The 17,118-nt window shown below is 46.2% G+C and carries 11 protein-coding genes; 1 reads left to right on the forward strand and 10 read right to left on the reverse strand.

Annotation, left to right across the window (positions count from 1 at the left end; translation table 11 throughout):
* Nucleotides 1-226: 226 nt before the first annotated feature.
* The 10 genes from AB4Z50_RS26025 to AB4Z50_RS26070 all read right to left on the reverse strand — a co-directional run bounded on the left by AB4Z50_RS26025 (nucleotide 227) and on the right by AB4Z50_RS26070 (nucleotide 15,812).
* Nucleotides 227-2,413 (reverse strand): hypothetical protein, encoded by a 2,187-nt coding sequence (locus AB4Z50_RS26025; RefSeq protein ID WP_441883537.1) that lies wholly within the window; start codon nucleotides 2,411-2,413, stop codon nucleotides 227-229.
* Between the two features lie 15 nt (nucleotides 2,414-2,428).
* A complete protein-coding gene (locus AB4Z50_RS26030; protein ID WP_441883540.1) occupies nucleotides 2,429-4,105 on the reverse strand; it encodes an extracellular solute-binding protein in 1,677 nt (558 codons plus the stop codon).
* A 54-nt stretch (nucleotides 4,106-4,159) separates the two neighbouring features.
* Nucleotides 4,160-5,056 (reverse strand): carbohydrate ABC transporter permease, encoded by an 897-nt coding sequence (locus tag AB4Z50_RS26035; protein ID WP_339204670.1) that lies wholly within the window; start codon nucleotides 5,054-5,056, stop codon nucleotides 4,160-4,162.
* Between the two features lie 13 nt (nucleotides 5,057-5,069).
* Nucleotides 5,070-5,981, reverse strand: coding sequence for an ABC transporter permease (locus tag AB4Z50_RS26040; RefSeq protein ID WP_076268992.1), 912 nt, complete (start codon nucleotides 5,979-5,981; stop codon nucleotides 5,070-5,072).
* Nucleotides 5,982-5,986: 5 nt separating this feature from the next.
* Nucleotides 5,987-9,061 (reverse strand): alpha-mannosidase, encoded by a 3,075-nt coding sequence (locus tag AB4Z50_RS26045; RefSeq protein WP_441883544.1) that lies wholly within the window; start codon nucleotides 9,059-9,061, stop codon nucleotides 5,987-5,989.
* Nucleotides 9,062-9,316: 255 nt separating this feature from the next.
* Nucleotides 9,317-10,474, reverse strand: coding sequence for a GntR family transcriptional regulator (locus AB4Z50_RS26050; RefSeq protein WP_441883547.1), 1,158 nt, complete (start codon nucleotides 10,472-10,474; stop codon nucleotides 9,317-9,319).
* A gap of 312 nt (nucleotides 10,475-10,786) precedes the next feature.
* Entirely contained in the window at nucleotides 10,787-11,860 is a 1,074-nt protein-coding gene (locus AB4Z50_RS26055) for a LacI family DNA-binding transcriptional regulator (protein WP_339204673.1), read from the reverse strand.
* 12 nt (nucleotides 11,861-11,872) lie between these two features.
* Nucleotides 11,873-13,162 carry an ABC transporter substrate-binding protein gene (locus tag AB4Z50_RS26060; RefSeq protein ID WP_441883550.1) on the reverse strand — a complete coding sequence of 430 codons (1,290 nt, stop codon included), beginning with the start codon at nucleotides 13,160-13,162 and terminating at the stop codon, nucleotides 11,873-11,875.
* A gap of 17 nt (nucleotides 13,163-13,179) precedes the next feature.
* Nucleotides 13,180-15,030, reverse strand: coding sequence for a cache domain-containing sensor histidine kinase (locus AB4Z50_RS26065; RefSeq protein WP_441883553.1), 1,851 nt, complete (start codon nucleotides 15,028-15,030; stop codon nucleotides 13,180-13,182).
* A gap of 20 nt (nucleotides 15,031-15,050) precedes the next feature.
* Nucleotides 15,051-15,812 carry an SDR family NAD(P)-dependent oxidoreductase gene (locus tag AB4Z50_RS26070; RefSeq protein WP_441883555.1) on the reverse strand — a complete coding sequence of 254 codons (762 nt, stop codon included), beginning with the start codon at nucleotides 15,810-15,812 and terminating at the stop codon, nucleotides 15,051-15,053.
* A 290-nt stretch (nucleotides 15,813-16,102) separates the two neighbouring features.
* Between AB4Z50_RS26070 and AB4Z50_RS26075 the strand changes: the two genes are divergently transcribed.
* Nucleotides 16,103-17,035 (forward strand): ArsR/SmtB family transcription factor, encoded by a 933-nt coding sequence (locus tag AB4Z50_RS26075; RefSeq protein WP_441883558.1) that lies wholly within the window; start codon nucleotides 16,103-16,105, stop codon nucleotides 17,033-17,035.
* The last annotated feature ends 83 nt before the right edge of the window (nucleotides 17,036-17,118 follow it).

Consider the following 17,118-nt stretch of genomic DNA (forward strand, 5'->3'; position numbering starts at 1 on the left):
CTGTAAGAACATATACGTGCTTATTGCTCCATTTCCTACCCCGATCATACGCCAAAATTCGCTTGTCCACCATTTGCTTAAGCAAACATCAATAGACCAAAATAGAAAAATGGCGTCACAGGAATAAATCTCTGTGACGCCATTTTTTCAATATTCATATCGAGCTATCTCTCCAGTGAGTTCATCACTGTGGGACAGACCCTTCAATCGTTTGTTTGTTATCGCATTACCATTCCACGCTTACTGCAATTCCTTCCGGAACGCCTGGATAGCGAAGAAGCACCGTTCCTGACTCTCCATCATACTCGTATGATGCCGCTTGATCACCAGCTGTGACGCTGCTAGGCTCACTTGGTACACGCAGGCGCGTACTAACCGTGATGTCCAGCGGTGACTCTGAAACAAAGGAAATTCCGTTTTCAGCCGACAGCTCCTCACGAATGCGTGACGAACTAACAAGAATACTTGTTTCCCCCTGCTGGTTATCCGAGTAGTTCAAATCAAACAACAAGCTATCCTCGCCCGATTTGATTTCCACGGAATGTTTCACAGGCATGCTCGCTTCGAACAAATCGACGAACTGACCTTCCAGAACGATTGAATCATCCGCTTCCCTCTCATCCAGCACATGAGTAATGACATAAGGCCCCCGTCTAATATGCAGCGAGGTGCTTTCCTTATAATCAACCATTTCTCCGCGGATCTCGAGCGACCTTTTTACAGCACTCCGTATAAGAGCTGCACCCGCTTCAGAGCGGGACAATTCCGCCGGATTCTCACGGTAAAATAAAACAGCACCGCTGCCTACCGTAAACTCTCCTTGCTCCGGGTTTCTACCTAAGCCAAGCGACTCGAATAAATGTTCTTCCGGACGTAAGTAAGAGCGGCGGCTGTTCTCACGGTTCCACCATTCCCGCACTTCATGATAGGGGTCCGAGCCGTCACCGACATAGATGAGTATGCCGCCCTCCCTTACCCATTGTCCGATAGCTTGATGAATGCCCGGATGCTCCGGCTTCATAAATTCGTAGCTGAGCAGCAGCACCCGGTAATGATCCAAATATCCTGGGAAGGTCAAAATATTGTCCAGCTGTACCGGTCTTAGCGGAATGCCTACCTTCACGAGCGGAAGCGCGAGTCCGTAAAAGGATGACCAGTCAAGAAGCTCCTTCTGCTCTGCACTCAGCTCTTCAGCTGAACTCGTTCCGTCATATTTGGCGGCTTCGCCTTCCTGCTCGCCTTCACGGATAACGTCCCCGCGTTGATACATTGCAGAGTTGGATAAGCAAAGGCCAATGCCAGCTGTATAGGCGTCGTCTCCAGCAACCTCATCATGGTTATGCATGTCGCGCAGCACATTCATGACCGTCAGAAGCACGGTCGCATAGTCACCCGGGATCATTTCTTTTCCTTTCCCGTCCTCAGTCGGGTAGCTGCCCTCGAATACACGGCGCGGCCATGGGCATACCTCGTATTGCTTCACCTCAGGATGCAGCAGGGAAGCAACAACAGTAGAACGATAGTTTTTACGATAGTCGCTCCAGCTGTATCTAGGGTTATCCTCAATCGGATCGTGAAGTAACCACATTTCACGCCCCGTCCCCCGCGTGAGCTCCTGCATAATTCCATATTCCAAATATGCCGTCTCGAAGGTTCGCTCTCTGCGCAGCCCTTTATAAACGTTCGGAGTACGAGCCGTTCCCGTCCAGATCTGAGCAATGAAACCGTCACAGCCAGGCATCGACACGAGCAGCGCCTCAGGACTAATAATTCGCCACTGCGTGTAATTGATCAAGCTGTGAGTTGGGACATAGAAACGCACCGTTCTACCGTAGGTTACTAAGGAATATTCCTTCATTTGACTGCAAAGCCGGTCAAGCGCACGATAGTACATTGCCGCCTTCAGCTTGGATGCTCTGTACTGAGCGTCCGGCGAGGAGTGGGGAGGAATCCAATCCTCCCCGTAATAATTCAGCCACTCCCGCTTGAACGCATCGGAATAACCAGATGCCGCCCAAAATTCCGGCTCCTCCAAATGAATCGCTCCTGCGCCAGAGTCGATTGCCCGTTTAATATGAGAAGCCAAATATTCAGCGAAGGCAATGGTCGGAACCATATAAGGAACATCCTTGCCATGAAGCAGATGATTTCCGCTGCGGTCCATTTGAGCTTCATCCCAGTGCTCCCGTCCGTCGAACCGACCGTACAAGTAGTCCTGATACTCCCCCCAAGATACACCTGTCATCAAATGAATCTTATAGCCGGCATTTCTCCAGCCTTCGATCCGCTCAGGCAAATCATCAGATATTCCGTATACCATGACAAAATCGGTTCGCAAATCATACTTCGGGCCATACGGCCTTGATTCCTGAAAACCGGTCCACTCTGCTCGTTGTCCCAAACCCTTCGTCAAAGCGAGAAGCCTCCTTTAGTTTGCCATTCCAAACAAAGCAACTTCCTTGCCTTTCAAGTTGTCATTAGTAAACTGCATTGCTTCTTTATAGCCTGTTTTATTCATCTGTCCGCGAAGATCATTAATGATTTTTAGTGCCGCTTCATCCGATTTCGCATAAATCGCTTCTTTCCAGACGTCGCCTATTTTGTCCATGGATGGCTTCAGCATTTCCCACTGTGGAGACTTAATCATAACGTCGCCAGGATTGTATGCCGAAATAACACTAATACCGTTAGGACGTAAAATTTTACGCGCATTATCCATTGCTGCCAGACGATCCTGATCAGACCAGATGTCTCCAGCGCCAACAGAGTTGATGCGGTCTTGGCCAGACATGCTCTCAAGGCCAATGCCCATGCCTTCGTTTTTCTTCATCTTGCCAGTTGTATCCGCTGAGAATTTATCAAACCATTCTTTTTTGGCTACAGGCTTGCCGTTTTCCATATCCCAATGTTCGCCTTGAATGCCGTAACGTACGAGAAGGAAACCTTCATCAGAAGCAAGATAGTCCAGCAAGCGAAGCGCTGCATCTACGTTTTTCGATTTTTTCGGAATAACGGTTACGTTGTTTCCTTGAATAGAAAGGTCAGCAGGACGGTCTGCAGCAGCGCCAGCACGCTCAAGCGGGCCAACTGGAATATAATCACTGCCTGGATGCGCTTTCACATAGTCCTTGGAAGCATCGAGAATCRCTGGATAGTGAGCAGCCAGCACTGCAATACGACCTTGCTTGATTTTCTCATTCGCGATTGGATCGGTTTGCGTAAACGCTTCAAGATCAAGCAGACCTTCGGAGATCAGCTTGCGGTAATACAGCGTATAATCCTCGTATTGTTTCGAGAAGAAGCTGTTTTCCAGCGTTCCATCACCTTTATCTACATAACCAGAGCCATAGAACATCGTATTGCCGATACCGACAGCCCAGCCGTTATGGAAGCCTCCGAGAGGAATAACAGACATACCATTTTCCTTCAGGTCAGCGTCCTTGATTTTTTTCAGGAAGCTGTAAAGCTCTTCCTTTGTACGTACGGATTGCGGGTCTACTCCAACCTTCTCAGCAATATCCTTGCGGACGTAGAAGCCATAAAGCCAATCCATTGCATCCTCAGGTGTTGCAGGGTGGTTCTGGTAAAGCAAGAACTGCTTGCCATCATACACATCAAAAGCTTTCTCGTAAAGCGCTGGCGGAACATTGTCTTTCTGAATCGCTTTTGCTAGATTTGGATATTTGTCCAGCTTATCCGAAAGATCGACCAATTGGTCTTCCTTCGCTGCTTTTATAATTCCATCTAGCTCTCCGCCCCAAGCTGGACCTGTGTAAATATCAGGCATATCTTGAGTTGCAAAAATGGTGTTCACTTTCTCAACTTCACTGCCCTTTGTATATTCCCACTCGATCGTAATCCCCGTTTTTTCTTTAATAACCTTCTCGATCGCCGTCGTATCTGTGTCGCTGCCGCTGGAGCCGTTCCAGTTGTGAAGAACTTTGAGTTTCACCTCTTTTTGCTCTGTACCGCTGTTAGTTGTGCCTGCGTTGTCCGAAGGCTTATTGACGGCGCCACCGTTGTTGTTGCTGCAGCCAAACAGCGTAACCGCCATCAGAGTTACTGCGAGAAACAACGAAGTGCTTTTTGCTCTTTTGTTCTTCATAAAAACCCTCCCGTGAACTGTAATGAAATATGATAAAGTCCCGAATGCGGACGATTATCCTTTGACCGAGCCAATCATAACGCCCTTGACGAAGTAACGCTGCAAAAACGGGTAAATACACAAGATCGGAAACACCGTGATAACGAGCAAAGCCATTCGAAGCGATTCCGGTGTTGCCCCAGCCACATTGACACTGACGGTCTGACCGCCTTGCTGCGCCGCTCTCTGCATGGAGGATGATAGCGCTTCCGCTTCGGTCAGCAATTCTTGCAGCAGCGTTTGAACTGGTATCAGATTTTTATCCGACACATAATAGGCGCCTGTAAACCAGTCGTTCCAATGCGAAACCCCGATAAACAAAGCGATAGTCGCAAGAACTGGACCCGATAACGGTAGTATGATTTTAAGGAATATTTGAAAGTCACCGTAGCCGTCAATTCGTGCCGATTCCTCTAGCTCCTCCGGTATGCCTTGCAGGAACGTTCGAAGAATGACGATATGCATGAAATTGAACAGCATCGGAATGACATATACCCAAAAACTGTTGATCAGATGCAGCTTCTGCAACGTGATGAAATACGGAATGAATCCAGCGCTGAATATCGTTGGCAAAAAGATGTAATACGTAAAAAATGTTCTTCCTGGCAGCGTTTTTTTGGAAAGCGCATAAGCCATCAGCGTACAAAGCCCTACGTGCAGGAATGTGCCGAGCACAGTGCGTAGCAGCGTAATTTTGTAGGCCTGCCAAATGCGGGCATTATCAAAAACCTCTACGTAATTGTCGAGTGTAAATTTACGAGGGAAGAAATAAAGCGCACCCATCATCGAATCTTTTCCGTCGTTGAGCGAGTAGACCAGAATGTAAATAAACGGGTAGATCATCGACAATCCGAACAATGTTAAGAAAATATAATTACAAATGCTAAATATAGAAAATCGGCTTTTCGCCATATCAAACCACTCCTTAAAACAGGGATACGTCGCTAACCTTGCGAGCAATTCGGTTGACAGTCACGATAAGAATGAGTGCAATGACACTCTGGAATAATCCTACAGCAGCCGCATAACTTAATCGGCCTTCACCTATACCGGAGCTGATAACATGCACATCGAGTACGCTGCCGATTGCGGCGGTAGCCGGACCGTTCAGCAGGAGCAGCTGCTCATAACCAGCGCTCATTAAGCTGCCGGCCGAGAGTATGAACAAAATAACGGCAATGTTGCGAATACCAGGAAGCGTTACATGCCACATTTGGCGAGTGCGCCCAGCGCCGTCGATCTTAGCCGCCTCGTAAAGCTGCTGGTCAATGCCGGCGATTGCTGCCATATAGATGATCGAGTTCCACCCGATGTTTTTCCAAATATCTGAGCCTACAACGATTTGATAAAACCATGTTGTATTGTTCAAGAACTGAATCGGTTCTACACCAAACACACCAAGCAATTCATTGATTGGACCTCCAGATGGAGTAAGAAGACGCTGCATCAGCGTAACAACGACAATCCATGAAACGAAATACGGTAAATAAGAAAGCGTTTGCACGGTTTTCTTAAATTTAATGTTGCGAACCTCGTTCAATAGAATTGCAAGACATATAGGCATTGCAAATCCGATAAGAAGCTTCATGAGACTGATGATAATCGTGTTGCGGATCAACTCGAATGACTGATAATAGGAGAAAAACTGCTGGAAGTATTTCAGTCCTGCCCAGGGGCTTCCAGTGAAGCCCCCAGAGAACATGAAATCACGAAATGCCACTTGTACGCCAAAAAGTGGGACGTAGGAAAAGAGGAAAAACCAGATGATGCCGGGCAGCATAAACAAATAAAATAGTTTGTGCCGCCAAATTCGTTTCCACAATACAGACTCTGTCATATGCTTTACCTCCTTGCCAAACGGATCGTTTTTATTTCAAATGGAGTAAAGGCCAGGTGGTATGCCCCTTCCTCCGCATGGATTCTATCGATGGGTGTTTCCATCAAATCAGTAAGCCAAGCATCCGCTTCGTTCATAGCTGCAATGAGTTTTGCCTTAAGATGTGTTCCTGCGGTTTCATATAAACGGATGATTAGATCATCTCCGTCCTCTGCCTGCTTCACCGTTTCAACCATTACATTGGAATGGTCAACGCTGAAAAATGATTTTGCTGCTGGCAAATGCTGTGCCTCGTCGCTTGCTGTCATGCTTACCGAACGCAGTGGTACGTTAAGCTCATATCCACGCTTATAAACCTCTGCCTGAACATGATCCCCTTTATGCGGGTACAAGGAATACGTAAACTGATGCTCTGCTTGATCGGCTTCTGGATCTGGATACGATGTACTGCGCAAAAGATTCAAATCCAGCACATTCTGCCAAGCACGATGTCCGTATTTGCAATCATTGAGAAGTGCGACGCCATAATCCGACTCCGAAAGATCGATCCATTGATGAGCGCAAATTTCATCCTTCGCATAATCCCACAGCGTATTGCGATGTGTAGGGCGTTTCAAGTAGCCGAACTGAATTTCACAGCTTGCGCTGTCCGAACGAATATTGACAGGGAAGGATGTACGCAGCATCTTCGCTGATTCCTTCCAATCAACGTCCGTAACGAAATCGATACGGCGGCTGCCTTGAGTCAGGATGACCTTCTGCGTCATTGTTGATTGACCAAACCGATATACAAGCAGCAAGCCTACCGTTGGTCCATCTTGGAAAGCTGATGATTCAGATGGCTCAAGCGGTACTCCTCCCGAGAGGCGATAATCTTGTTTAATATCCCATGCATCGCCCTCATCATGATACAGGCTGAGTTCATTCGCCTTCTGGCCATGCGGGATGATTTCCCGGCCAAGCTCTTTATCAATGATGGATATAATCGTGAAGTCTTCAGCGAACGTAACCGATAACAAATCATTTTCCATTATCCGATCGATAGCCGATGCCCTCATATCAGGAAAGAGGTTATTTGCCGCTGTTTTCTCTTGCGTCCGGGCAGCTGCAATTTCTGCTTCAGCTGCTGCCGTCTCAGCAAGCGCTAGTGAACCAGTTGCAACGGCATATCCCATAGCAGGAATACGAACCCGCTGCCATGTGCCATTGTTTTCAAACCATTCTTCCCGATCCCATGACAGGGAGTTAAAGATTACCTCAGAGCCTTTCTCAGCAGGTACGGATTGTGCCACCGCTTCGTACGCTTCGGAAATTAACTGCTCGACACGGTCCAGCAGTATAGCGTATCTCTCCAGCGATTCATCGTATACGCGCTTGATAGAGGAGCCTGGCAATATATCATGGAATTGATAGAGCAGCACTTCTTTCCATATCGTTTCCAGCTCCTGCGCAGGATAAGGTTTGCCCTTTGTTCTTTCAGCCAAGACAGCTGCATATTCGAGCTCGCGCAAAGCTTTCTCAAGCTTACGGTTATACCGTTTATTGCGCGCTTGACTCGTCAGCGTTCCTTGATGGCGCTCCAGATAAAGCTCCCCGGACCACACTTGATAACGATCAGAGCCAACTGCAAGCTTCTCAAAAAATTGTGAAGAATGCTCTTGAACAACTGGGCTAAGGCCAAGTAAATTTTTCTCCCGCTGCAATCTCTCGAGATGCTCTTCGCCAGGACCGCCTCCGCCATCGCCAATTCCGAACAACATGAGACAATTCTCCGATACGTTTTTGTCCATGTATTCATTCTCTGCCTTCACAATGGAACGAGGTGCAGCTGGGCTGTTATACGTATCCTCAGGCGGCATATGAGTTAGGACACGCGAGCCGTCGATTCCTTCCCAGTGGAACGTATGGTGGGGATGACGGTTGTAAATGCTCCATGACAGCTTCTGCGTCATCATGTAATCAACGCCTGATTTTTTCAAAATTTGAGGCAGGCTCGCTGTGTATCCAAATACGTCCGGCATCCAAAGCGACTTCATCTCTTGACCAAACTCTGCTTGGAAATACCGTTTTCCGTAAAGGATTTGACGAATTAGCGCTTCCCCGCTAGGTACGTTTGTATCCGATTCAACCCACATTGCGCCTTGCAGCTCCCAGCGCCCCTCTTGCACGCGCTCTTTGATGCTTGCATACAGCTTCGGATAATGAATTTTCATCCAATCATAAAGCTGTGGCTGGCTTGCTCCAAAGATGTAGTCAGGGTAGCGTTCCATCATCCGCAGCACCGTTGAAAATGTGCGTGCTCCCTTACGGATGGTTTCGCGGATTGGCCATAACCAAGCAAGATCCATATGCGCGTGGCCGACGGCACTAATAGTAAGCACTGGATCTCCGCCGCGTTTATCAAGCTGCTCACGCAGCAGTTTCGATGCCTTAGCTACTCTTTCTTCACTCAAAGATGTAAGGATATGAGAGGCTTCATACAAAGACTGCAAAATGCGTGCTCTGCGTGCTGAACCTTCAGGCAAACGATCCGCCGTCTCCAGAAGCACCTCAGCGTCATAATAAAGCTGATGTATATTCTCGTGGCAGATTGCGACTTGGGCTTCCTTCAAAGTGCCGCTGCGGAAGCGACCGAACAGGTCGTTGCAGCCTGCGTCGCCCCACAAATCAATTTCTTCATCTCCCTGCGCGCTTTCACTAATGTGTACAACACGTTTGCCTGGAAGGCCAAGGCTATAATCAAACTCAGAATTTATATTCGTTAAACCCTGAGTAGGTGTTCCCTCTTCATCTACTAAACAAAGCTCACCATTCACATCGATAAGAAGCACAATTTTGGAGCCCTTCGCCTCTTGCGGCACTTTTCCGCTAAAGTGAAACCAAGCGCAGTCCCAAAGATTTCCCCAACGGTCACCCGCAGCGAGTTCAATCTTCCGGCCTGTCTTCCTATCCTCGTAAGAAACCGGCTCCTCAGTAACCCAAGCGGTTACTTTCAAATCCGTAAGCGGCTTGTAGATTTGTTCCTTCAACCGGTCCAACAGCGACTTCAACTGCTCCGTTCTCACTTTTTCGTATGGCATTTGTAGGTCTCCTTTATCATCCAGTTCTATATTTCATACAGGCTTTTTCCCATACATGCCTATCGACTTCAAAATGTTAGCGTTTTCAGATCGTACTCGCGAAACTATTCAAAACTTCGCTATATGACTTTGCAACCAAGCTTTATAAACATTCGTCTTATTCATAATATAATATATAGATTCAATATATTCAATATATAAATAAAAAAATCTTTTCCTTAGCGGAAAAGATTCTCAATTTTATCGCTTATTCAATTATTGAACTGGTCTTGGTCCAGTCGTTTGGCGGATAACCAGCTCAGGATTAAGCAGCGTTTTGCTATATCTATTGTTTGGGTCTACCCCATTCTCAATAATATTGATCAATGTGCTTGCTGCACGGTAACCCATATCATGCTCAAATTGATTAATATGTGTAAACAAGCTGAACTCATCTACGATTGATGTCGGGTCATCGAAGCTGATAATAGACAAATCCTCAGGCACGCGAAGCCCCGCTTGCCTAGCCATTTGATAAATTCGAACAGCCAGCCTTCCGTTAAGCGTAATATACGCTGTAGCCATTCGGTTGCGAATATAGCGGTATAACGGGTGCTTCTCCGCATCCTTAATACTGCCAACATTAAAATCAGTAATAATATGAGCTGGATTAATGAGTGCGCCTTTGTTTTTCAAAGCGTCCATATAACCTTCAATCCGCTCCTGTACCGTAATCGTTTGCAGCGGAGAATCTGAGCAAATCGCAATTTCCCGGTGCCCAAGCTCCCACATATATTCGACAGCAAGGCTTGTTCCAAGCCTTCCATCCGCAGCGATATAATTGGTTTCTACGCCAGGCAGGAAACGATCGATAAGTACAAAGGGGTAGCCATTGAACTTCATATTTAATATTTCTTCGTTATAATTCTCTTCATCTACGGGAAATACAAGCAAACCGTCCGTACCGAATTCCTTTAGCGTCTTAAACGCTTCTTTCTCTTTATCCACATCGCCCTCAGACAGCAAAATCATGCTTCGGTAGCCCTTTTCTCTTAGCGCCCTCTGCACTCCCTCAACTAAACGGATGGCAAAATAATCATAAATAGATGGCATAACGAGACCAATCATACGCGTTTTATTCTGGGTTGCCGCTCTTTCTAAACCAACTGTCGGCGTAGCCGGCACTGTCTCATCAACTTCTACCGGCCCATCATTGCTGACGAAGCTGCCCTTTCCCGGTACTCGGGAAATGATTCCATCGTTCGCAAGTCCGACCATCGCATTCACTACAGTTATTTTACTGACGTTAAACAACTTCATTAGATCTTTTTCGGTCGGAATGCGGTCCCCCGCCTTCAAGCCTTCCGTAGCAATCAACTCGCGGATATAATCCTGGATTTTCTGGTAAAGCGGCGTACGGACTGTTGAATTCATTTGCTATCACCAAGCTCCATATTAATATTTGTAATATATAATATAGGTTAGCCTCTTTTTAGGCAATACCCACATCTTTGTCGAATGAAGTAAATTACCCTTCTTTAGAACTAAGGAAGACGCTAATTTATAGCTTTTCTCCTATACATTAGGCGTTTTTAACCACTCTTCTTGTCGAATATCGCGAATTTTGTATATATAATATATACAATATATATTTTTAATTATATTCGAAATCGCTATCAATATGACAAATCATAAGCAATTCATCCATTTAAAACTCATTGTTCATGCATCAACCTATGTCCTAAGTCATGCTTTCACCTGCGCCGTTGACTCTCGGTACAAGATCTCTCCAGCTACAAGCAGCTTCTCCATCGGCTCCTGCTTGTTCGTTATTCTGCTAATCAGCCTCTCTACCGCACGCTTGCCAAGCGCTTCCTTAGGCACATGCACCGTCGACAAAGAAGGTGTCATGCGATAGGAATCGTCAATGTTGTCATAGCCTGTAATGGACACCTCTTCCGGCACCGCAATACCTAGCTCCTTCATGGCGTCAATTGCACCGATACCGATCATGTCATTTGCACATAGAAGCGCCGTAGGCATCGTTTTTGCCTTGAGCCTTTTGATTGCCCACTGTTTTATCGGCTCTTGAAACTGCTCATGCTCAAAACCTTCAACGGGAAGATAACAGTCATTGCTCATTTGAAACCTAGGCTCCACCAGAGCCTGCTCCTCCAGTACACTTCGGAACCCAAGAAACCGATCCTTAAAGCTCCGCGAATAATTCATATCACCAATAAAGCACAGCTGCGTATGTCCTTTACCAATCAAATGTTTTGTCAAGCGATACATTGAATCATAATTGTTCGTAAACACCGTATCACTAGGAATCAACATATCCTCATGATCCACGAGCACCATTGGCAGGCCGATGCGATGCACCTCTAGCAGCAGCGGAGTTGAAATTTCTCCCACGCCGATAAGCCCCAATATGCCATTCGGGTTCAAGAAATGAAGGAAATGATCGACGCTTTGCTCTGACACAATGACCATGCCATAACCATCTTCCTCCAATCGCGAAGCAATCCCATCGAGGATTCTTCCCCAATACAGCGACTCCTTCGTTTGGAAGCGAATATTAGGCATAAGCACGAGCACCGATTGTTTGTGGGCGGCAGGCGTTTTGGGAAGCTGCTCAAGCTTCATTGTTTTCACATAAGCATTCTTTTGCGTAAAATAACCCAGCTGAGATGCCGCTTGAATAACCCGCTCCTGTGTTGCCTCACTGACGCCGCCTTTGCCGGAGAGCGCCTTCGAGACAACAAATTTTGATACGCTTAAATAATCAGCAATTTGCTGCATCGTAACCTTGTTTGACATCGGTAGTCCACCTTAGCTTTCAGTAATGGTTCGCRCTTCTTTCCAGCGCCTATTGTATTCGGTAAACACCTTCTGCAAATCTGGAGAGGCAATCCACTCTTGAATATAATCGCCGGACCAAAATGCAATTTGAGCTGTATTCGCAATTTCAAGCAAGAGGTCGTCTGGCACTCTTCGCTCCAGAAATTCGATGTTGAACGATAAAAACTGTTGAAATTGCGGCAAGGAAGGCTGCTTATCCTCAATCACAGGCAAGAAGCCCGAATCATCAACATAACCAGATTCGTTTACAAAAAATTTGACCCACGCCTCGGCCAGCTCTTTATTCTCGCTAAATTTGCTTACACCCACAAACCAATCCGGGCTTAGCGGCGAGAAGCGCTTCTCGCTATTGTCGTAAGGGAATGGGAAAAAGCCGATATCTTCTGATTTCGCACCCGCTGCAATAACTTGATTGATAACCCAATTACCCATTAAATACATGGCGGCTCTACCGTCAGCAAGCTCTTTTTTGGATGTTTCCCATTGATTCGTAAGCAATTGGTTTTCCACATAACCTTTTGATATTAATGTTTTGACAATGGAAATTGACTGTCCCCATGCATTATCAATAGTCCACGGCTCGTCCGTGTTGACCATATTATTTAAATAGTCGGCATTGCCAGTCATATAGCTGACTAGATCCTCGCCCCAAGTCATAAGCGGCCACTGAGCGCCATAGTTCAGATAGACAGGCACAATGCCGGCTTTCTTCAGCTTCTCGCATGCTGCATAAAACTGCTCCAACGTCGTTGGAATTTGTGTAATGCCTGCCTTTTTGAAAGCTTGCTTATTATATACGATCCCTGTCGTGGAAGCGCCGGTAGCAATGCCAAAGCGTTGTCCAGCATAGGCTTTAAAGTCTGCAAAATGAATATGCTCGAACAAGCTGTCGCTTAGCGGCTCAAAATAATCAGGCAAGTCTTCATTTTTAATATTGTTCGGAAGCAGCAGCACATCGCCTAAGCTGCGGGTGGATAAGCGCAGCATAATATCGCTGGCATAATTGGTTATGCCCTCAAACTTGACCGTTACGCCAGGATTCAGCTGTGCAAATTGATCGGCATATTTTTGAAACACGCCATTCTCCATCAGATCAACGCGATTGGTCATTACGTTAATCGTCACATTTTGACTAACTTGTTCCTCTTTGCTAACGGGCTCCTTTTCCTTTTCGCTGTTGCCTTGTGCCTTCTGGCATCCCGTCAAGCCTATGCTGGACAAAAGAACAATAAGCAGCAGCATACAAATGTATTTGTTCATGCAGCGTCTCTCCCTCATTATAGTGGAAACTGTAAAATAACCTCGGTGCCTTTCCCCCGTTCACTGGTCACCTTCAAGCCATACACGTTTCCGTAGTGGAGCTTGATACGCTCGTTTACATTTTTCAAGCCGATTCCGCCTGATTTGCGCTTGACGACCGCTTCCTCCGATCCTGCAAGTGAACGGTTTAAGCGATCTAATGTATCCTCATCCATGCCAAGCCCATCATCTTTTATGCGAAGCAGTACACCAAGCGGCGTACACTCGCTGCTCATCACAATTCTCATCGAGGCCTTATTGTCATCCATGCCGTGATAAATTGCATTCTCGACAATGGGCTGCAGCACAAGCTTAATCATAGGATACTTCAGCATGTCATCGGTTATATGCGTTTCTAAATGGAAGCGGTTCGGATAACGATAATTAAGCATTTCCACATAGTTGCGCATATGCAGAACCTCATTCTCCAGCGTTACTTCCTCATGCAAATCGCTTATGCTGTATCGCAGCAGCTTTCCGAGTATGGCAATCATGTCGGCTGCGATCTGATCGTCGTTCAGCTCAGCCGCCATTCGGATCGATTCGAGCGTATTATACATGAAATGCGGATTGATCTGGCTTTGCAGCGCGTGCAGTTCAGCTTCCTTCTTCTTTGTCTCCATCAAATAAATATCCTGAATGAGGTGATCAATTCGGACAATCATTCGGTTGAACTGATTGCCTAGCTGGCCTACCTCATCCCGATATTTCACTTGAAACTGAACGTTAAAGTCACCCTCCTGCACGTTCTTCATCAATCGCATCATTTTGCGGAGCGGATTCGTTAGTGCAAAGGAAAACACAACAGAAATAAAAAGCGCGACGATAATCGTAATAATTGTAGCGATCCAGGTTACGTTGCGAATGACAACGGCATCTTTCGTCAGCTCACTGTCCGGAATGGAGGTCATTACCTTCCATTTCGTATTGGGCGAGGTCGTATAAATGTATAAACGATTAACACCGTCACGCTCAAAATAAAAGCTCCCCTTCGTGCCCTTTGCTTGGGCTACCGTAGGATCACTCATAATGTTTGTGGCCATTCGCTGCTTGTCGCTGTCATAAACGACATTGCCAAGCTCATCGATAATGACCGATTTTCCATTTGTCACCTTGTCGAGCTCACTCATTTGATCCTCAATGACGCTAATATTCGCATCCACCGCAATCATGCCGATAGGCTTAAGCGATTTATCAATCACCTTGCGAACGACGGTAAACGCATATTTGACGCTCTGCAAATTGCTCGTATATTTTTGCGTGCTGAACAGTCTCGCTTCACCGCCGGAAGTATTAATGAGCTCTCGCCATTTCTCATAGCTCTCCTTCACGTTCAGCCGAATGCCGCCGCCTGCTGTAGAATAATAGCCATTGCCGAACTGATCAAATATATAAACCGAGTTGGCGCCGCGTTTTATCGTATTGATGAACGAAATATTCCCCTCTATGCCTCGCTGGATCAAGAGCAGAAGGTCAAAATCGTCAGGCACCTGATTGCTATTATCGATCGACGTTTGCTGCCTTTTCTCGTAATAGCTGTTCGAGAGAATCAGATTTTGTTTGATATCGTTCTGGTACGCAGGAATGGAGGAAATACGAATCATATCCTCGATATAATCGTCAACACGAACCATCATGTTCTCGAGCATTTTGGTCGAATAGACAATCGTTTTCTCCTCAATCGAACGCGAGTAATTGCTATATGAGATGTAGCCTATAAACGATAACGGCAGCGTGATTAGAAGCAGGAAAACGATAAACAGCTTCCCCTCCATTCTCATGCTGCCTAAAGCTGCCCATATGCGCCACAATCGTTTTCTGGGGCTCATCCTCTTAACTCTCCCTTATTCTAGATGGCAGGCATAACGTTTCCGCCGTTTACAGGAATGTAAGCGCCAGTTATAAAGCTTGCTAGATCCGATGCTAGGAAAGCGACCGTATTGGCAATCTCTTGGTCCGTTCCTCTGCGTTTAAGCGGAACGTTTTGTGAATAAGCAAGGTTCTCCTCCGTACCAGTAGCACGATCGCGATCACTGATGGTCCACCCTGGCGCAACCTGATTAACCGTAATTTGATGCTCCCCAGCTTCTTTGGCTAACACACGATAGACGCCATCCATCCCGCGTTTGCCAGCTGTATAGGCTGATTGTCCTGCAAAATTTTGCATCGCGCATTCGGTGTTGATGCCAATGACTCTACCGCCGCCCCGCTCGATCATTGCCGGCACAAAAGCTTTCGCTAAAAAGACGCTTTGCAATACGCAGGATTCGAATTGGCTGACATAATCAGCAACAGGCTGTTCTAGTATGCTTGTCCATTGGTACTGAATGACCGCGTTAGCGACAACGATGTCTACATGGCCGAGCTCCTCTGTTACCTTAGCTTTCATTTCATTAATATGCTGCTCATTCGTTACGTCTGCCTGTACGATCATCGATTTTCTGCCCATAGCTGTAATTTCCGTCTGCAATTCTTTGGCCTTTGCTTCGTTATTATTGTAGTGCAGAACGATGTTAGCGCCGCAGCTTGCCAGTGTACGTGCCATAACCCGTCCTAAATCGCCAGTAGCTCCTGTGATTAAAGCTGTTTTATTAGAAAGATCAATGTGCATGAATAAGGTCACCTTTCTTTATGGAAACAGATTTGTTAGATCATTTACTAATAATTATGCTACCAAAAAATATTCATTTTATAAAGCTTATCCAAAAAAAATGAATTTGTACACACAAGTAAACGATACGGCGAATTAATTTACAATATGGTTATCTTCTTCATGGCTTGCAGCGGCTATTTCAAGCAATATTCCTTGTGATTTCGACTGTTTTCATGTATATTACAGACTATAGCCTACTCTAAACATTCACATATGTATTAATAATAACTCTTATTCGGAGGTAACCCTTGAAAATCGAGCTATCAGAGCAAAGCCTGCCTATATTTGAGGCTATATCGAGTAATGTACGCATTCAAATGATTCACCTGCTCTCCAAAAAATCAATGAACATTCGCGAGCTGGCAGAGGCTTTAGGCTTAAGCAGTGCAATCATGACAATGCACGTGAAAAAGCTGGAGAAGGCCGGAATCATCAAATCCGAAATGACCCCCGGCAAAGGCGGTGCCGCTCAGAAGGTGTGCTCGCTTAGCATGGATGGACTTGAAATAGCATTCCCCCGCAAGGACGTCGTACAGCGCGAGTCACGCAGAACCGAGGTTTCCATCGGACACTATACCGATCTCAACATCGTTCCTACTTGCGGCATTTGCACGACGGAGAAGGTTATCGGAATTTTCGACGACCCCCGCTACTTTCTTGATCCCGATCGCGTGAACGCCAAAATATTATGGTTCTCGCAAGGTTATATCGAATACAAAATTCCTAACTTCCTATTAACGAGCGAGAGTCCAGACGAGCTCGAAATTTCGATGGAAATTTCGTCTGAAGCGCCTCTCACCAATATGAACTGGCCTTCGGATCTTACGTTTTTCTTTAATGGTGTAAATGTTGGCATGTGGACGAGCCMTGCCGATTATGGCGGAAAAGGCAAGCTTAATCCACCTTGGTGGTTTGATGATGTCAACCAATTCGGTTTATTGAAGCGGTTGATTATTAAGAAGGATGGCACTTACATGGACGGCCTTAGGCTCTCGGATGTAAGTCTCGACCAGATTGATATTAGCAACAGTCACTGGACGTTCCGCATTGCGATTTTGGAGGATGCTGAGCATATTGGCGGCTTTACTTTATTCGGCTCTGGTTTCGGAAACTATAATCAGGATCTCATTTTCAAGCTGTACTATACGAAGCTGGCGCAAGAGGATCGGACAACCGTCTAATCTGCTATATACGAAGAAAAGAAGAGGAGCCCCGCATGGGACTCCTCTTCTTTAGCTTGATTAAGCTGACTCCTGTCATACTG

This window comes from Paenibacillus sp. 2TAB26, assembly GCF_052115145.1.
GTDB lineage: Bacteria > Bacillota > Bacilli > Paenibacillales > Paenibacillaceae > Pristimantibacillus.